16 protein-coding genes are annotated in these 17,915 nt (G+C 72.1%); 4 read left to right on the forward strand and 12 right to left on the reverse strand.

Annotated features, from left to right (window positions below; translation table 11 throughout):
• Window positions 1-2: 2 nt before the first annotated feature.
• The gene (locus tag ACWEN0_RS14200; protein ID WP_451972993.1) at window positions 3-698 is read right to left on the reverse strand and encodes a TetR family transcriptional regulator; all 696 of its coding nucleotides are present in this window, start codon (window positions 696-698) and stop codon (window positions 3-5) included.
• Between the two features lie 86 nt (window positions 699-784).
• On the opposite strand from ACWEN0_RS14200, the gene ACWEN0_RS14205 reads away from it, so the two are divergent.
• Entirely contained in the window at window positions 785-1,921 is a 1,137-nt protein-coding gene (locus tag ACWEN0_RS14205; RefSeq protein ID WP_451972995.1) for an FAD-dependent monooxygenase, read from the forward strand.
• Window positions 1,922-1,933: 12 nt separating this feature from the next.
• Here the strand turns inward: ACWEN0_RS14205 and ACWEN0_RS14210 are convergent, their stop codons facing one another.
• Window positions 1,934-2,611: an NUDIX hydrolase gene (locus ACWEN0_RS14210; RefSeq protein WP_451972997.1), complete on the reverse strand. Its 678-nt coding sequence runs from the start codon at window positions 2,609-2,611 to the stop codon at window positions 1,934-1,936.
• A gap of 83 nt (window positions 2,612-2,694) precedes the next feature.
• Here ACWEN0_RS14210 and ACWEN0_RS14215 point away from each other — a divergent pair, with 83 nt between their 5' ends.
• Together ACWEN0_RS14215 and ACWEN0_RS14220 are read left to right on the forward strand one after the other, a co-directional pair.
• Window positions 2,695-3,696, forward strand: a complete 1,002-nt coding sequence (locus ACWEN0_RS14215; RefSeq protein WP_451972999.1) for an SPFH domain-containing protein — start codon at window positions 2,695-2,697, stop codon at window positions 3,694-3,696.
• Entirely contained in the window at window positions 3,693-4,562 is an 870-nt protein-coding gene (locus ACWEN0_RS14220) for a hypothetical protein (protein ID WP_451973001.1), read from the forward strand. Before ACWEN0_RS14215 ends, ACWEN0_RS14220 begins: the two co-directional genes overlap by 4 nt.
• Before the next feature lie 46 nt (window positions 4,563-4,608).
• On the opposite strand, the gene ACWEN0_RS14225 is transcribed toward ACWEN0_RS14220, so the two are convergent.
• Entirely contained in the window at window positions 4,609-6,828 is a 2,220-nt protein-coding gene (locus tag ACWEN0_RS14225; protein WP_451973003.1) for a glycoside hydrolase family 15 protein, read from the reverse strand.
• 274 nt (window positions 6,829-7,102) lie between these two features.
• Entirely contained in the window at window positions 7,103-7,798 is a 696-nt protein-coding gene (locus tag ACWEN0_RS14230) for a TetR/AcrR family transcriptional regulator (RefSeq protein WP_451973005.1), read from the reverse strand.
• An 87-nt stretch (window positions 7,799-7,885) separates the two neighbouring features.
• Here ACWEN0_RS14230 and ACWEN0_RS14235 point away from each other — a divergent pair, with 87 nt between their 5' ends.
• On the forward strand, window positions 7,886-8,878 hold the full coding sequence (locus ACWEN0_RS14235; protein ID WP_451973007.1) for an aldo/keto reductase: 993 nt from the start codon (window positions 7,886-7,888) through the stop codon (window positions 8,876-8,878).
• A gap of 1 nt (window position 8,879) precedes the next feature.
• On the opposite strand, the gene ACWEN0_RS14240 is transcribed toward ACWEN0_RS14235, so the two are convergent.
• From ACWEN0_RS14240 to gcl, 8 genes are all read right to left on the reverse strand, one after another.
• On the reverse strand, window positions 8,880-9,983 hold the full coding sequence (locus ACWEN0_RS14240) for a glycerate kinase (RefSeq protein ID WP_451973009.1): 1,104 nt from the start codon (window positions 9,981-9,983) through the stop codon (window positions 8,880-8,882).
• Window positions 9,980-10,357 carry an allophanate hydrolase-related protein gene (locus ACWEN0_RS14245; RefSeq protein ID WP_451973011.1) on the reverse strand — a complete coding sequence of 126 codons (378 nt, stop codon included), beginning with the start codon at window positions 10,355-10,357 and terminating at the stop codon, window positions 9,980-9,982. The genes ACWEN0_RS14240 and ACWEN0_RS14245 overlap by 4 nt, the downstream gene beginning before the upstream one ends.
• Before the next feature lie 10 nt (window positions 10,358-10,367).
• Complete coding sequence (locus tag ACWEN0_RS14250) at window positions 10,368-11,819, reverse strand: NCS2 family permease (protein ID WP_451973013.1); 1,452 nt, start codon at window positions 11,817-11,819, stop codon at window positions 10,368-10,370.
• A 109-nt stretch (window positions 11,820-11,928) separates the two neighbouring features.
• A complete protein-coding gene (locus tag ACWEN0_RS14255) occupies window positions 11,929-12,411 on the reverse strand; it encodes a nucleoside deaminase (protein WP_451973015.1) in 483 nt (160 codons plus the stop codon).
• Window position 12,412: 1 nt separating this feature from the next.
• Window positions 12,413-14,704, reverse strand: coding sequence for a xanthine dehydrogenase subunit D (gene pucD / locus ACWEN0_RS14260; protein ID WP_451973017.1), 2,292 nt, complete (start codon window positions 14,702-14,704; stop codon window positions 12,413-12,415).
• Window positions 14,701-15,171 carry a (2Fe-2S)-binding protein gene (locus ACWEN0_RS14265; protein WP_451973019.1) on the reverse strand — a complete coding sequence of 157 codons (471 nt, stop codon included), beginning with the start codon at window positions 15,169-15,171 and terminating at the stop codon, window positions 14,701-14,703. The genes pucD and ACWEN0_RS14265 overlap by 4 nt, the downstream gene beginning before the upstream one ends.
• Window positions 15,162-16,031, reverse strand: coding sequence for an FAD binding domain-containing protein (locus ACWEN0_RS14270; RefSeq protein ID WP_451973021.1), 870 nt, complete (start codon window positions 16,029-16,031; stop codon window positions 15,162-15,164). The genes ACWEN0_RS14265 and ACWEN0_RS14270 overlap by 10 nt, the downstream gene beginning before the upstream one ends.
• 194 nt (window positions 16,032-16,225) lie before the next feature.
• Complete coding sequence (gene gcl, locus ACWEN0_RS14275) at window positions 16,226-17,914, reverse strand: glyoxylate carboligase (RefSeq protein WP_451973022.1); 1,689 nt, start codon at window positions 17,912-17,914, stop codon at window positions 16,226-16,228.
• Between the last annotated feature and the right edge of the window lies 1 nt (window position 17,915).

The following is a 17,915-nucleotide window of genomic DNA, read 5'->3' on the forward strand; positions in this document are numbered from 1 at the left end:
CATTATTCGACAGCCGGGAGGTGGCGGTAGATCGTCGCGCGGGAGACGCCCAGTGCGGTCGCGATGTCGGCCGGGGCATGGCCCGCGTCGTACAGGCGGCGGGCGGCCTCGATCGTCTCCGGGCTCATCACCGTCGGCCGGCCGCGGCGGGCGCGCGGGCGGTCTTCCGGCTCCACCGTGGCGTACAGCCGGTCGACGCCGTCGAGGATCGCCGTGCGGAGCTCCGGCACCGGGGCGTCGGCGAACAGCACCACCGGGTCGCTGAGCATGGCGATCGCCTGGGCCGCGCGGACCCGGCCGGCCAGGTCCGCGTCCGGGCCCGCGACCAGGTGGTTCGCCTTGAGCATGCCGTCGCGGAAGCGGTCGAACACCGGCTTCGACGCGGTCAGCCCCAGGTCCCGCAGGTTCATCCGCAGCAGGTACCGGTGCGCGAGCCAGACGTCGAGCAGCCCTTCGATCGCCGCGGCGCGGGGGTCGGCGGCTTCGGCGGCCTTCGTCATCGTCGCGTCGAGGTCGTCCAGCAGTGGTTCGGCCAGCGCCGCGACGATGTCGGCCTTGCCCGGGAAGTGGTACAGCACCGCGGTCTTCGTGACGCCGACGCGTTCGGCCAGCTCCCGGACCGACACCGCGTGGAAGCCGCGCTCCGAGAACTCCTCGAGCGCGGCGCTCAGGATCTTGGCGCGCGTGTCGTCGGTCATCGCCCGAGCCTAGCCGCTTGCCTGACCGACGGACAGGAGCGTACGGTCGTGACTGACCGATGGTCAGGACCTGATGGGGGTACACCGTGAGCGAGCAGACCGTACTGATCTCCGGCGCCGGCGTCGCCGGGCCGACGCTGGCCTACTGGCTGGCCCGCGCGGGCTTCCGCCCGACCGTCGTCGAGCGCGCCGCCGGGTTGCGCTCGAGCGGCAGCCCGGTGGACGTCCGCGGGCCGGCCAAGCGCGTCGCGGACCTGATGGGCATCACCGGCAAGCTGCGCGAGGCGGGGACCGACGTGACGTCGCTGAACTTCGTCGACGACGCGGGGCGGCGGACCGGCCGCGTCGCGATGGGGGCGAACGGCGACATCGAGCTGCCCCGCACCGACCTCGCGGCGATCCTCCACGAAGCCGCGCGCGACGAGACGGAGTTCGTCTTCCACGACTCGATCGCCGAACTGCGCCAGGACGACGGCGGCGTCGACGTCACGTTCGAGCGCGGCGCCCCGCGGCGCTTCGACCTGGTGATCGGTGCCGATGGCCTGCACTCGGCGGTGCGGCGGCTGGCTTTCGGGCCCGAGCACGCGTTCGTCGAGCACATGGGCGTCTACATCGCGACGCTGCCGCTGGCCGAACCGCCGGCCGACCGCACCGGACTGACGATGTACAACTCGCCGGGCCGGGCGGTCGCGGTGCACCCGTCGCGCGGTCACGGGATCGCGGCGTTCCTGTTCCGCGGCGACGCCGTCCCGGGGTTCGACCACCGGGATTCGGCTCTGCACAAGCGAATGCTCGCCGAGGCGTACGCGGGCGCCGGCTGGCGCGTGCCGGAGTTGCTGGAGCGCGTGCGCGAGGCCGACGACCTGTACTTCGACTCGGTGAGCCGGGTGCGGACGGACCGCTGGGCGACCGGCCGGATCGTGCTGGCCGGCGACGCGGCCTCGTGCGTCTCGCTCTTCGGCGACGGCTCCACGTTGGCGATGGCGGGCGCGTACACCCTCGCCGAAGAACTGGGCCGCACGCCCGGCGACGCGGCCTCGGCGTTCGAACGGTACGAGACGGCGCACCGCAAGTTCGTGGAACCCCGGCAGCGCACCGTGTCCACGGCGGCCGCACTGCTGATCCCGGCCACGCGCCCAGGCCTGGCGGCCCGCAACTTCGGCACCCGCCTGCTGCCCCTGGTCACCGCCGCGCGCCGGCTGGTCCCCGCCCGCGCCGCCTAGCGGCAGACCGGCTCAGGCGCGCAGCATCGGCGGGTACAGCAGCTCCGCCCGGCCACGCCGGTAGAGCTGCGCCGGGCGGCCGCCGTCGCGGGTGGTCGTCCTGCCCGTCGGCTCCAGCAGGCCGTCGGCGCCGGTGACCTTGCGGTGGAAGTTGCGCGGGTCCAGGCGGGTGTCCCAGACCAGCTCGTACACCCGGCGCAGCTCCGCGACCGTGAACTCCGGCGCGCAGAACGCCGTCGCCAGCGGGGAATACTCCAGCTTCGCGCGGGCGCGCTCGAGGCCGTCGGCGAGGATGCGGTCGTGGTCGAACGCCAAGCGCTCGGCGCGCAGTGACCGCACGGGTGCCCAGCGGGCCTCCGCGGCGTCGGTGCCCGCGCGCGGCACCGGCAGGTCCGGCGCGAGGGCCAGGTAGGCGACGGTGACCACGCGCATCCGCGGGTCCCGGTCCGGTGCGCCGTAGCCGGCGAGCTGTTCGATGTGGACGGTCCCGGGCGCCAGTCCCGTCTCCTCGGCCAGCTCGCGCCGCGCGGCGTCGGACAGGTCCTCGTCCTCCCGGACGAACCCGCCCGGCAGCGCCCACTCCCCCAGGTACGGCTCGACGCCTCGCCGCACCACCAGCGCGCACAGCTCGTCCCCGGTCAGGGTGAGCACGACGAGGTCGACGGTGACGGCGAACGGCGGGTGACCCATGCCACCACCCTACCCGCTAATCGTCAGCTTGACGACAACCCCTCCGCGCCCATATCGTCATGGCGACGATAAGAGGAGGGCCCATGGCCGACATCGACCGCCGCTTCGGATTCCGGCACCTGCGCGGGGCACCCACCGTGCACATCCGCCACTACCGCCGCGGCAAGCTCGCACACGACGGCGTCGGGCTGTCGTTCTGGTACCGGCCGCTGACCGCGGTCGTCTCGGAGGTCCCGGTCGACGACCGCGAGCTGCCGCTGCTGTTCCACGCCCGCACCGCCGACTTCCAGGACGTCACCGTCCAGCTCGCGCTGACCTTCCGGATCGAGGACCCGGCGCTGGCCGCCCAGCGCATCGACTTCTCCATCGACCCGGACACCGGGCGCTGGAGAAGCGATCCCCTCGCCCAGATCAGCGGGCTGCTCACCGAGAACGTCCAGCAGTACGCCGTCGAGGTGCTGACCCGCATCGACCTGGCGACGGCGCTGGCCGACGGCGTCCGGGCGGTCCGCGACCGGATCCGCGCCGGGCTCGCCGAGGAAGACACGCGGCTCGCGCAGACCGGCTCGGCCGTCGTCGACGTCCGGGTCGTCGCGATCCGGGCCGAGCCGGAGGTCGAGAAGGCCCTGCAGACGACCGCGCGGGAGAAGGTGCAGCAGGAGGCCGACCGGGCGACCTACGAACGGCGCGCGCTCGCCGTCGAACGCGAGCGGGCGATCAGCGAGAACGAGCTGCAGAACCAGATCGAACTGGCCCGGCGTGAGGAGCAGCTGCTCACCCAGCGCGGCGCGAACGCCCGGCGGCAGGCCGAGGAAGCCGCGGCGGCGAGCCGGATCGAGACCGAGGCGCAGGCGTCGCGCAAGGAGCGCCTCACCCTCGTGGAGGCCGACGGCAAGCGGGCGCTGGGCGAGGCCGAAGCGGCCGGCGAAGCGGCGCGGCTGGCGGCGTACCGCGACCTGCCCGAAGGCGTGCTCACCGGGCTGGCGCTCAAGGAACTCGCCGGGAACCTGCCCCGGATCGACAGCCTGACGGTGACGCCGGACCTGCTCGCCCCGCTGCTGACCAAGCTCGGCGTGCGGTCGTGAGCCTGGCCCCGCGCGTCGTGCTCGTGCACCGGCGCACCGAGCTGGACGAGCTGCTGGCGCGGCACGGCACGCGCGGCCAGGCGGAGTTCTTCCTCCGCACGCGCGGCCGCGACCTCGCCGAGGTGACCGAGGCCGACGCGGCCGTGCGCACGGCGCTCGCCACGGCGTCGGCGGCGATCCCGCTCGACTGGCGCCGCGGCGAGGTCGAACGCGCGGACCTCGACCGGTTCCTGTTCACCCCGGAGGACGTCGTCGTGGTGGTCGGCCAGGACGGGCTGATCGCCAACGTCGCCAAGTACCTCGACGGCCAGCCGGTGATCGGCATCGCGCCCGGCACCCCTGGCGTGCTGGTGCGGCACCCGCCGGCCGCCGTCGCGGATCTCGTGCGGAGCACGGGGGACGTCGAGCACCGGACGATGGCCGAGCTGAGCGCGGACGACGGCCAGCGGCTGCTCGCGCTCAACGAGATCTACCTGGGGCACGCCGGGCACCAGACGGCCCGCTACCGGCTGGGGGTCGGTGGCGGGCCACGGGAACGGCAGGCGTCGTCGGGAATCCTGGTCGGGACGGGCACCGGCGCCACCGGCTGGTGCGGGTCCGTGCGGCGGGAGCGGCACAGCGCCCTGCCCCTGCCCGCTCCCGGCGAGGCCCGGCTCGTCTGGTTCGTGCGGGAGGCCTGGCCGTCGCCGACGACCGGCACCGGACACACCGAAGGCGAGCTCACGGACGCGCCCCTGACGGTCGAGGTCGAGTCCGACCGCCTGGTCGCGTTCGGCGACGGCCTCGAGACCGACTCGGTCGCGCTCACCCGCGGCCAGACGGCGACGTTCGTCCCGGCGGCGAAGACCGTCCGCCTGGTGCGGTGACCGCCGGTCCGGCACACCGAGGGGGCGTGCCGGGCCGGCGGTTTCCTCAGGTGCCGTACCGGGTCTTGACGATCGACGGCGTGTCGAGGTTGTGCCCCGCGTCCATGCTCTGGGCGAGCCGCAGGTACTGGCCCTCGGCCCACATCAGCGGGCCCGCGCTGCCGGTCGGGCGGCCCAGCCCGAAGCAGCCGACGTCCGCGCGGTCCCAGACCTGCTCGGGCACGAAGTACCCGTCGTTGGCCGAGTCCGCCATGGACTTCAGGTACACCGCCGCCGAGCGCCCGTTGGCCAGTTCGTACTGCCCCCGCTCCCCCGACAGCACCGGCCAGAGCCGCCCGAACCGCTGGCTGCCGTTCGCCGGCCAGCCGGTGCAGTTCGCGGTGCTCTCGCCGTAGTTGTCGTGCGGGTAGCGGTGGAAGTAGACGTCGCCGTCCGGCAGGGTCACCTGGACCGCGGAGTTGCCGTCGGACGCGGCGGCCGTCGGGGCGACCGAGTTCGCGATCGTGGCGTCGCCGGCCGGGCGGATGCCCAGGCGCACCAGGTCGAGGAAGCCGAAGTCGGTGACGTCGTGTTCGTAGAAGCACCCTTCGTCGAAGCAGATCGTGGCGCCGTCGTTGGGGTTGCCGGCGCGGTCGAGGCGTTCGTAGTAGGTGTGCCCGCCCCAGTAGCCGGACGTCGTGACCGTCCAGCCGGCCAGGGCGTTGCGCCAGGAGTCCGCGGTGGACTCCCACGACGTGGCGCTCGCCGTGTCGCCGTTGGCGCGCGCGATGGCACCCGCCGCGATCAGCCCGGCGACCTCGGCGGCCACCGACGACGGCGACTTGCCGTACTGCTCCTCCCACCGCTCGGTGGTGTCCGGTCCGCTGGCGACGATGTGGTTCGCCGTCGTCTTGACCTTGGCGTACGTCGACGCGTCGGTGACGCCGGTGAGCCAGGCCAGCAGGATCGCGTCGGCGTCCTGGTCGAGCTGTTCACAGCAGCCGAGCTGCTGGGCACTCGTGCCCGCGACGCCGGAAACCGGGCTGTAGCGCGGGAAGGAGCCCGCCGGGTACGTCGTGCCGTCGCCCGCGGTCGGGCTGCCGATCCACTGGGAGTTCCAGAGGAACTGGGCCATCCGCTTGGCCTGCGCGCTGTCGCCGGCGGCCAGGAGGCCGGTCGCCTGCTGGTAGAGGTCACGGCCCCAGACCCGGTGGTAGCCGTCGTTGAGGTGGTCGCCGTTGGTGAAGTCGCCCCACGGTGTCGCCAGGCCCGCGACGCTCGCGCCGGGGTGCTGCTTGTCCTCGGCGGTCTTCAGGGCCATCGCCGCGACGTAGTAGGCGCGACGTCGTTGCGTGTCGCCCGAGACGCTCGCGGGCGCGGCTTTCAGGCTGCCCACATAGGAATTCCAGCCAGTGCGGTAGGACGTCGAGACCGCGGAGAACCCGCTGCCCAACGTGCCCGTGGCGGCCGAGGTGGCGGCCGCCGCCGTGCTGCCGTAGCCCAGTGCCACGGTGAACGTCGTGTCCGTGCCGACCGGGATCTGTCCACACTGGACGACGTTGCCCGTGCTCGAGACGTTGTCGAACTGGTTCGTCAGGTTCTTGTCCGCGCGGAGGTCGACCAGGCAGTCGCTGGCCGCGCCGCTGTAGCCGTTGTCGTGCGCGGTGAAGCCCGTCGAGACGCGCAGGGCGGAGACGACTGTGGTCGCCGTGCCGCCGAAGAGGGTTTCCGTGCCGCTCGCCAGGAGGCCGCTGCCGTCCCACCACGCGTTGTCGTTCGAGCCGCCGCCGGCCATCGACGGGTTGGCCAGGAGGTACAGCTTGTAGCTGCCGCCGTCGAGGGACTGGAAGCGGGTGTTCGTGACCAGCGTCGAACGTGCCGGGTCTGTCACGTAGTCCGTCGTGATGCGGTACTTGCCGCTCTTCGCCGTGTTCGTGACCGTGTACTGCAGGGCCTTTTCGTCCGGCATCGTCACGACGTGGTTCGTCGCGTCGCGTTCCAGGTCCACGAACGTGCTTCCGTCCGTGACGACGTACTGCATGTCCTGCATGTTCGGGACGTCTGCGCGGGGGTAGAAGACCTCCGACGTCACGCCGTCGGCGACGGTGAACCAGACTGGGCTGGTTGTCGTTGACGTGCCCAGGGCTGATTTGTTGCCGGTCGCCCACGAGGCTCCGCCGCCGCAGCAGTCCGTCGCCGTGCCGGTCGCGAGGGCCGTGCCGGGGAGGGCTCCGGCCAGGAGGAGTCCTGCTCCCGTGCAGGCCAGGATCGCTTTCCACCTGATCATCTCGGACCTCCGACGGCGTTGTCGTTAATATGTTGTGGGCCGCAACATATTGCGGGACGTTCCGGTGACAGGCAATGTCCGATCGGTCTTTATCGATTAAGCCGGTGAGCGGGCGAGCTGCGCCGTGGGTCGTGCTCGCAACCCCGAAGCCGTGAGTGTGACTACGGCCGGCAGCACCGCGTCAAGGCGGGAAAGCGTGCCTTGACCCGGCGTTGCCGGCCGTGTCGTGGCTTCGGATCGGGGTTGCGGGAGGACTGGGCTGCCGCGGGTCGCGCTAGGCGTTCGCGATGCGGTCCAGCCATTCGGCCAGCAGGGTCCGCTCCGCCTCCGTCAGCGTTGTTGCGCCTTCCAGGCCTGCTCGGAGTGCGATTGCCCGCTCTGGCAGCGCTGAGTCCGGCTCCTTCTCGGCTCCGGTCAGGATTCTTGCCAGGACCGTCTCCCTCGCCGTTGACGACAGCTCCGGGTCGCGCTCCTCGGGTGGGGTTGCGATCAGGGACAGCACCACGCCCATTCCTGTGGCGTGGACCAGTTGTGCCGCGCGGTCGACACTCACCCTCAGCCGGCCCGCCGCTGCCACTCGCTCCACTATCGCGTGGAGCATTCCTTCCGCTTCGCGTGCTGCCGGTGACGTTCGGCCCGGGCGCGCGTCGCCGTACATCAGCACGTAGAACTCCGGGCGGGATACGCCGAACTCGATGTGCAGGTCCCAGCCGCTGCGGAGGTCTTCGACCGCGTCGCCCGTCGAGCCCATGGCACGCTTGCTTTTCAGGTACTCGTCGAATCCGTACGCCGCTACCGCGTCCAGCAGGCCGTCCTTGTCCCCGAAGAGGCGGTACAGCGCCGGGGGCTGGACGCCCGCCGCCGCGCTCACTGCGCGCGTCGAGAGGCCGTCGCGGCCCTCTGCCGCCAGCAGTGCGGCCGCCGCTTCGAGGATTCGCTCGCGGGTGTCCGCCGCCGTCTTCGTTGCCATGGTTCCGATGATAACAAGACCTGGGTAGCAGTCGTTCGATATCAGTGCTACCGTCACTTAGGTATCGACGGAAACAGGGAGAATCCTATGCGTACCCGCACCCTCGGGCGGTCCGGTCCGGCCGTCAGCGCCCTCGGGCTCGGCCTGATGGGCATGTCCGACCTCTACGGCCCCGCCGACGAAGCCGAGTCGGTCGCGACCATCCACGCCGCCCTCGATGCCGGGGTCACTCTGCTCGACACCGGTGACTTCTACGGCATGGGCCACAACGAGCTCCTGCTGCGCGACGCGCTGCGTGGCCGTGCTCGCGACCAAGCCGTGATCAGCGTCAAGTTCGGCGCCCTGCGCGGGCCCGACGGCAGCTGGCTCGGCTACGACAGCCGGCCCGACGCCATCAAGACGTTCCTCGCCTACAGCCTGCGGCGGCTCGGCACCGACCACGTCGACGTCTACCGCCCGGCGCGGCTTGATCCCGGCGTGCCGATCGAAGACCAGGTCGGCGCGCTCGCCGAGCTGGTGCAGGCCGGGTACGTCCGCCACATCGGACTGTCCGAAGTGGGCGCGGACACCCTGCGCCGCGCCGCCGCGGTGCACCCGATCTCCGACCTGCAGATCGAGTACTCGCTGCTGTCCCGCGGCATCGAGACTGAGATCCTGCCGACCGCCCGGGAGCTGGGCATCGGCGTCACCGCGTACGGCGTGCTCTCACGCGGGCTGCTCAGCGGGCACTGGACGCCGTCGCGCGAGTTGTCCGCGGGGGACTTCCGCGGTCACAGCCCGCGTTTCCAGGGCGAGAACCTCGATCGCAACCTCGCGCTGACCGAGGCGCTCGGCAAGCTCGCCGAAGCCAAGGGCGTCACGACCGCGCAGCTCGCCATCGGCTGGGTCGCCGCGCAGGGCGAGGACGTCGTTCCGCTCGTCGGCGCCCGCACCCGTGCCCGGCTGGCCGAGTCCCTGGGCGCCGACCTCGAGCTGACGGACGACGACCTCGCCGAGATCGAGGCCGCCGTCCCGGCCGACGCCGCCGCGGGCGACCGCTACGCCGCCGCGCAGCTCCAGCTGCTGGACAGCGAAAAGTAGGTCACGGGCCTCGCACGTGGTCCACGGCCACCCGGTGGGCGAGGCGGCGCAGCAGCGGGGCCGCCTCCGCCATGCACCGTGACGGGTCCGGTTCCAGGTCGGTCAGGGCGTAGGCGGCCGAGATGCCCGCGTCCGCCAGCTCCACAGCGGACAGCTGGCAGCGTCCGGACACCGCGACGCACGGAATGCCCTTCGCCGCCGCGGCGCGGGCCACCCCCGCCGGCGCCTTGCCGGACAACGTCTGGCCGTCGAGGGAACCCTCGCCGGTGACGACCAGGGCGGCGCCGGCCAGGGCCGCGTCGAACCCGAGCAGGTCGAGCAGCAGCTCGATGCCCGGGCGCATCCGGGCACCCAGCACGGCCATCGCCGCGAAGCCCACTCCCCCGGCCGCGCCCGCGCCCGGGGACTCCGCGAACTCCGGTCCGGCGTAGGACGCCCAATGCCGCAACGCGGAGTCGAGCGCCTCGACGTCGTCCGGGGACGCGCCCTTCTGCGGGCCGTAGACGTGCGCCGCCCCGCGCGGCCCGTAGAGCGGGTTGTCCACGTCGCTCGCCAGCTCGATGTCCACTCCGGACAGGTCCACTTCGGACAGATCGAGCGAGGCGAGCCGGGACAACGCCGCGCCACCGGGCGGGAGGTCGCGGCCGGCGCTGTCCAGGAGCCGGGCACCCAGTGCGGTCAGCATGCCCGCGCCGCCGTCGGTGCACGCGCTGCCGCCGACGCCCAGGACGATCCGGCGGCAGCCGGCCAGGACCGCGGCGCAGAGCACGTCGCCCGTGCCGGCGCTGGTCGCGGTGAGCGGCGCCGGTGCGCCCGGCAGCCGGTGCAGCCCGGACGCCTCGGCCAGCTCGACGACCGCCGTATCCCCGCGCACGGCGTAGGACGCGGTCACCGGCGCGCCGGTCGGGCCGCGCGCCGGGACGCGCACGCGGCGGAACCCGGCGGCGACGGCGGCGTCGACCGTGCCGTCGCCGCCGTCCGCCACCGGGAGGGTCTCCACCGCGAGGCCGGGGTGGACGTCGGCGAGGCCCGAAGCCACCGCCGACGCCACCTCGGCCGCGGTGAGCGACCCCTTGAACTTGTCCGGCGCGACGAGGACGTTCACGCGCTCGCCTTGTACGCCCGCCAGTCGCCGACCTCCGTGATGTCCCGCAGGGCGACGTGCGAGGTGTAGGGCCGCCGCAGCAGCATGGCGAACGCCGAGCTGCCGTCGGCCAGCTCCACCACGCCCAGCTCCAGCTCGTGCGGCTCGGACGGCAGCACCCTGTCCCGCAGGTCGTCCAGCGAGACGTCGTACACCTCGCCGGTCACCTCGGCGCCGCCGTGCGACACCGGGTACAGGGCCGGGCACTGGTCGCCGACGGCGTAGAACCGGTACTTCGGTGCCGTGCGCGCGGCGCCCACGAACGGCGAGCCGTCGAGCAGGTGGTGCAGCGGTTCGCCGCGCATGGCGCCGCCGTTGAAGAACATCAGGGCCATGGGGATCTCCTTAGCGGAAGAGGGCTTCGACGCCGTCGACGGCGAAGTACACCGCAAACACCAGCGCCAGCAGGGAAAGCAGCCAACCGGCCTCGCGCCACTTGCCGCGGCCGATCTTGATCAGCACGAACGCGATCAGCCCGGCGCCGACGCCGTTCGTGATCGAGTAGGTGAACGGGATCAGCGCGGCGGTGAGGAACACCGGGATCGTGTAGTCCGGGTCGTTCCACGGGATGTGGCGGCACTGCGCGACCATCATGCCGCCGATGACGACCAGCGCGGGCGCCGCGGCCTGGGCCGGGACGACCCCGGCGAGCGGGGTGAACAGCAGCGTCCCGGCGAACAGGAGCCCGGTGACGACGCTCGCGAGGCCCGTCCGGGCGCCTTCGCCGACACCGGCCGCGGACTCCAGGAACACCGTGTTCGGCGACGAACCGGTGACGCCGCCCGCGATCGCGCCCGCGCCGTCGACCAGCAGGATCCGGCCCATCCGCGGGACCTTGCCGTTCTTGGACAGCCCAGCCTCGTCGGAAACGCTGGTGATCGTGCCCATCGCGTCGAAGAACCCGGACAGCACCAGCGTGAACAGGAACACCGTCGCCGCGAGCGCACCCGCCGAGGCGAACCCGCCGAACAGGTCGATGTGGCCGAGCAACCCGAAGTCCGGCGCCGCGACGACGTGGTCGGGCAGGGCCGGGGTGGTCAGGCCCCAGCCACCGACGCCGAACGCCTCGTGCAGCACGACCGCGAGCACGGTGGCCACCCCGATGCTGATCAGCACCGCGCCCGGGACCTTGCGGGCCATCAGCACGATCATCAGCAGCAGCCCGAAGCAGAACACGACGATCGGCCAGCCGTGCAGGTGCCCGCTCGCCCCGAGGCGCACCGGGACCGTGGTCTGCGCCGCGTCCGGCACCCGGGTCACGAACCCGGCGCTGACCAGCCCGACCAGGGCGATGTAGAGCCCGATCCCCACGGTGATCGCCATCTTGAGCGGCCGCGGGATGGCGTTCATGATCCGCTCGCGCACCCCGCTGACCGCCATCAGCACGATGCAGACGCCTTCGAGCACGACCAGCCCGAACGCCTGCGCCCACGTCATCGACGGGGCCATCTGGAACGCGACGATCCCGTTGATGCCCAGGCCGGCGGCCAGCGCGAGGGGCGCGTTGCCGACGACCCCCATCAGGATCGTCATCACGGCGGCCGCCAGCGCGGTCGCCGTGGTCACCTGCGCCGCGGAGAGCCGGGCGCCGGTGATGTCGGCGGAAGCGCCGAGGATGAGCGGGTTGAGCAGCACGATGTAGGCCATCGCGACGAACGTCGTGACGCCGCCGCGGACTTCACGGCCGATCGTGCTCTGCCGGGCGCGCAGCTCGAACAGCCTGTCGAGCAACGAGCGGCGCCCGGGTGGTCCGGGTACTTCGTCGACTACTGGGGTGGGGACTTCGGTCTGGGTCATGCGTCCTGCCCTTGCCGGTGGGTGTGCTCGGCCAGGCCGAGGCACAGCGCCGTGCCTGGGCGAGCGGGACGTTCGATTCGGTGGTGCTCCGGTCAGCTGGCCTTGTGGGTCAGTAGTCGGTGCGGTCGGCCTTGTCGAGCCAAGCCGCGAAGGGGGCGAAACCGTCCTTTGCGGACAGTCGCGTCACGGGGACCGTCCAGGTGTCGCGCGGGCGGTCGAAGAGTTCGTAGAAGGCGCGGTCGTCGAAGCCGGCCTTGGCGGCGTCGTCGCGGTCGGCGGCGAAGACGACCTTGTCCACGCGCGCCCACAGCGCCGAGGACAGGCACATCGGGCACGGTTCGCAGCTGGAGACGAGCACGCAGCCGTCCAGCTTGAAGTCGCCGAGGGCCTGGCAGGCCGCGCGGATCGCGACGACCTCGGCGTGCGCGGTCGGGTCCAGGTTCGCGGTGACGCGGTTGACGCCGGTGGCGATGATCTCGCCGTCGCGCACGATCAGCGCGCCGAACGGGCCGCCGCCGTTCGCGACGTTGGTCTCCGCGATGCGGACGGCTTCGTCGAGCCATGCGGTTTCGACGGACAGGGACACGGTCATCTCAGACTCCGGTGATGTGCTCGGGGCGGATGGGGACGCGCGGCAGCTCGAGGCCGGTCGCCGCGCGGATGGCGTTCGCGATCGCCGGGGTCGCCGAGATCGTCGGGGGTTCGCCGACGCCGCGGACGCCGTAGGGGGCGTGCGGGTCGGGGCGCTCGAGGACGTCGACGCGCATCGGCGGCATGTCGAGGATGGTCGGGATGAGGTAGTCGGTGAACGACGGGTTCCGGACTTTGCCGTCTTCGACCAGGATCTCCTCCATCACGGCGAGGCCGAGGCCCTGCGCCGAGCCGCCGTGGATCTGGGCGACGACGGCGTCGGGGTTCATGGCCTTGCCGACGTCCTGGGCGCAGTCGAGCTGGACGACCTTGACCAGGCCGAGGTCGACATCGACGTCGACCACCGCCCGGTGGGCCGAGAAGCCGTATTGGACGTGCGCGTCGCCCTGCCCGGTCTCCGGGTCCAGGGGGTAGGTCTGGCGGTGGTGGAACTCGCGGGTCTCCTCGATCGCGGTGTCGCCGAGCAGCTCGGCCAGGTCCGCGACGACCTCGCCGTCGGCCGCGACGACCTTCCCGCCGACCAGGGACATGCCCTCACCCGGCACCCCGAGCCGCGCGTAGACGGCCTCGGCGACCGCGCGGCAGGCGTTGCGGACCGCGCCGCCGGTGACGTACGTCTGCCGGGACGCCGAGCTGGAGCCCGCGTCGCCGACGCTCGTGTCGGCCGGGTGCACGCTGACCCGGGTCAGGCCCAGCTCGGTGCGGGCGATCTGCTGCTGCAGCGTGACGAGCCCCTGGCCGACCTCGGCCGCGGCGGTGTGCACCATCGCCACCGGCTCGCCGCCGAGCACCTCCAGGCGGACGCGGGCGGTCGAGTAGTCGTCGAGGCCTTCGGCGTAGGAGATGTTCTTGATCGTGACGCCGTAGCCGACGCCCCGCACGACACCCTCGCCGTGGGTGGTGTTGGACGCGCCGCCGGGCAGCTCGCGGATGTCGCGCTCGCCGGCCGGCTCCGGCGGCAGCGGCAGGTCGCGCAGCCGCTGCACCAGCTCGGCGACCGGCGCCGGGAAGTCGACCACCTGGCCGGTGACCACAGTGGACCCTTCGCTCAGCGCGTTCAGGATCCGCACTTCCGCCGGGTCCATGCCCAGCGCCGCGGCGAGCTTGTCCATTTGGGACTCGTAGGCGTAGGTCGGCTGCACCGCGCCCAGCCCGCGCATCGCGCCGCACGTCGGGTTGTTCGTGTAGACGCCCCAGCCTTCGATGTGCGCGTTCGGCACGTTGTACGGGCCGACGCTGAGCGTGGTGCCGTTGCCGACCACGACCGGGGTCTTCGACGCGTACGCGCCGCCGTCGAAGTACATCCGGGCCTTGACGTAGACGAGCTTGCCGTCGCGGGTGGCGCCGTGCTCGTAGTACATCTTCGCCGGGTGGCGGTGGACGTGCCCGAAGAACGACTCGAGCCGGTTGTAGCTCATCTTCACCGGACGGCCGGTGCGCAGGGCGAGCATGCACGAGTGGATCTGCATGGACAGGTCCTCGCGGCCGCCGAAGGCGCCGCCGACGCCGGACAGCGTCAGCCGCACCTTCTCCAACGGCAGGCCGAGGGCTTTCGCCGTCTGGCGCTGGTCGACGTGCAGCCACTGGGTGGCCAGGTAGAGGTCGACGCCGCCGTCCTCGGCCGGTACGGCGAGACCCGACTCGGGGCCGAGGAACGCCTGGTCCTGCATGCCGATCTCGTAGACGCCGGAGACGACGACGTCCGCGGTGACGGTCGGGTCGCCCTTGACGATCCGCTGGTGGCGGACCAGGTTCCCGCCTTCGTGCAGCTTCGGCAGCGTGTCGTCGTGCGCGGCGCGTTCGGGGTCGGTGATCGGCTCGAGGACGTCGTACTCGACGACGATCTCCTTGAGCGCCTGCCGCGCGATCTCCGGGTGGTCGGCCGCGAGGATGGCGATCGGCTCGCCCTGGTAGCGGACCAGGTCCGCGGCCAGCGCCGGGGTGTCCTGGTACTTGAGGCCGTAGACGTTCTCACCGGGGACGTCCTCGTGCGTCAGCACCGCGTGCACGCCCGGCTGGGCCAGCGCGCGGGAGACGTCGAGGCGGACGATCCGGGCGTGCGGGTGCGGGCTGCGCAGGGTGGCGCCCCACAGCATGTCCTCGTGCCAGAGGTCCGAGCTGTAGGCGAACTCGCCGCGGACCTTCAGCGTGCCGTCCGGGCGCAGCGGGCTCTCGCCGATGCCGCCCGCGATGGTGTCGTGCAGCTCCTGCGGGGAGCGGGCCGGCGCGCTCATCGGACGGCCTTCTTCGCGGCCGCGTCACGAACCGCGTCGAGGATCTTCTCGTAGCCGGTGCAGCGGCAGAGGTTGCCGGCCAGGGCCTCGCGGATCTCGACGTCGCTGGGGTCCGGGACGCGCTCGATCAGGTCGTGCGCCGCGACCAGCAGGCCGGGCGTGCAGAAGCCGCACTGGACGGCGCCGCGCTCGACGAACGACTCCTGCACGGGGTCGAGGGCCTCCCCCTCCGCCAGGCCCTCGACCGTGACGACCTCGCGGCCCTCGGCCTGCCCGGCCGCGACCAGGCACGCGCACGCCGGAACGCCGTCGAGGTACACCGTGCAGGAACCGCATTCGCCCTGCTCGCAGGCGTTCTTCGAGCCCGGCAGGCCGAGCCGCTCGCGCAGCACGTAGAGCAGGCTTTCGCCTTCCCAGACGTTGTCCGCCCGGCGGTGCTCGCCGTTGACGGTGACGTTCACGCGCACTTCGCGCTCCCTCCGCAGTATTCGGTCCAGGCCCAGGTCAGCGTCCGGCGCGCCATGACGCCCAGCGCGTGCCGCCGGTACGCGGCGCTCCCCCGGACGTCGTCGATCGGTGCGGCGGCCCCGGCGACCAGGTCGCCGAAGCGGCGCTTCACCGAGTCGTTCAGCGCCTTCGGGGCGTCCCAGTCCAGCTCGCCGGCCAGGAACTCCTCGGCTTCGAGGGCCCGGCGCGGGGTGGGTGCGGCCGAGCCGACGCCCGTGCCCACCCGCCGCTCCCGCGGGTGCAGCGCCAGCCCGAACGCCGCGACGGCGATGACCATGGCGTTGCGGGTGCCGATCTTGCTGAACTGCTGCGGCCCGGTGGCCGGTTCGAGCAGCATGGCCGTGATCAGCTCGTCCGGCTCCAGGACGTTCCGCTTGACGCCCAGGTAGAAGTCCTTCGCCGCGACGATCCGGGTGCCGCGCACCGACGCGATTTCGACCTCCGCGTCCGCCGCGAGGAGCGCCGGGTGTGAGTCGCCCGCGGGCGAAGCTGCGCCGAGATTGCCCCCGATCGAGCCGCGGTTGCGGATCTGCGGGGACCCGACGGTTCGCGAGGCCATCGCGAGGCCGGGCAGCTGCGTGCCGAGTTCGGTGATGATCCGGGTGTAGGGCACGGCCGCGCCGATCCGGATCCGGCCGCCGTCGGTGCCGTGCTCGTGGAGCTCGGCCACGCGGCCGAGGTCGAGCAGGGCGGCCGGCCGGCGGTGGTCGAAGTTGATTTCGACCATCACGTCGGTGCCGCCGGCGATCGGGACCGCACCGGGGTTCGCGGCACGCGCGGCGAGCGCGTCGGCCAGCGAGGCGGGTCGGAGGAATTCCACTGTGGACGTCCTTTCGGGGCTGCTTCGGGAAGAAGTAGACACGCTCGGGTGTGGCCGGGACCACGGCAAAACCCCTGAAAGACGGGTGAATTTACGGCCCTCGTTTGTACTTTCCGACAACCGCTTGATCGACGGCGCGGAAAGGCCGCCGCGCGAGGTCGGGGTCTCGCGCGGCGGCCGTGGTCACGCGGGCGTCAGGCGGGTTCGAACTCCTTGACGGCGTCGAGCGCGGCGCCCATGGCGGCGTTGCCCTCCCGCTCGATCATGATCTCCACCAGGACCGGCCGGCTGGTGCGCTCGGCCTCCTTGCGAGCCCACTCCAGCGACGTCCGGATCTCGCCGGGCTCGAGCACGCGGGTGCCCGAACAGCCGTAGGCCTCCATGATCTTGACGTTGTCCGTGCCGTTCGCGTCGTAGTGGATGTCGACTTCGAAGTTCATGTCGTAGCCGGTCTCGGCCTGGCGGATCAGGCCGAGGTACTCGTTGTTCAGCATGATCAGCACGAACCCGACGTCGTATTGGGCGGCCACCGCCAGCTCCTCGACGAGGAACTGGAACGAGTAGTCCCCGACCACGCCGACGACTTCCGCCTCCGGCTTGGCCTTCTTGACGCCGATCGCGGCGGGGATCTCCCAGCCGAGCGGGCCGGCCTGGCCGCAGACCTGGTAGTGGCGCGGCTTGTGCGCCTTCTGGAACTGGCCCGACCAGATCTGGTAGAGCCCGATCGCCGTCACGAAGTAGGTGTCCTCGCCGAAGGTTTCGTTGATCTCCTTGAAGACCCGCGGTGCCTTGATCGGCAGGGTGTCGAAGTCCTCCCGGCGGGGAAGCGCTTCCTTCAGTTCGCCGATCCGGCCGACCCACTCGCGCCTCGGTGCGGTCTCCCGTGCTTCGAGGGCCGTCAGCAGCGCGTCGAGGAACTCCCGCGTGTCCGAGACGATCCCGAGGTCGGGGCCGAACACCTTCCCCAGCTGGGTGGGCTCGATGTCGACGTGGATGAACTTCCGGTCGCCGCGGTACACCGACAGCTCGCCGGTGTGCCGGTCGCCGAAGCGCGCGCCCAGCGCCAGCACCAGGTCCGACTCCAGGAAGGCCGCGTTCGCCCAGCGCTGCGACGTCTGGATGCCCGCCATCCCGGCGAACAGCTCGTGGTCCTCGGGGAAGCTGCCCTTGCCCATCAGCGTCACCTGGACCGGGACGTCCAGGCGCTCGGCCGCGGCCCGGAGCTGCTCGCTCGCCTCGCCGAGGACGACGCCGCCGCCGGCCAGGATGAGCGGGCGTTCGGCCGCCAGGAGCATGTCGAGTGCCCGCTCGACCCGCGCGGACGCGGGCTTCACCGCCGTCACGGGCAGCGGCGAGTCGATCGAGGAGTCCCACTCGATGTCCTGCTTCTGGACGTCGATCGGGAGGTCGATCAGCACCGGGCCCGGTCGCCCGGACCGGGCGATCCGGAAGGCCTCGCGGAAGATCCACGGCAGCTGCGCGGCCTCCTTGACCTGCACCGCCCACTTCGTGACCGGCTTGGCGATCTCGACGATGTCGACGGCCTGGAAGGCTTCCTGGTGCAGCTTGGTCGTCGCCGCCTGGCCGGTGATGCAGATCATCGGGATCGAGTCCGCGTGCGCGGTGTAGAGCCCGGTGATCATGTTCGTCCCGGCCGGGCCGGAGGTGCCGATGGCGACGCCGACGTTGCCGTTCGTCCGGGCCCAGCCGTCGGCCATGTGCGTCGCGCCTTCTTCGTGGCGGACGATCAGGTGCTGGATCGCCCGGCCCTGTAGGGCGTTATACAGCGGCAGGATCGCCGCGCCCGGGCAGCCGAAGACCGTGTCGACGCCTTCGCTCTCCAGGACGTCGACGACCGCCTGCATCGCGGGGATTCTGGGCATG

It is taken from the genome of Amycolatopsis sp. NPDC004378, from assembly GCF_053602455.1.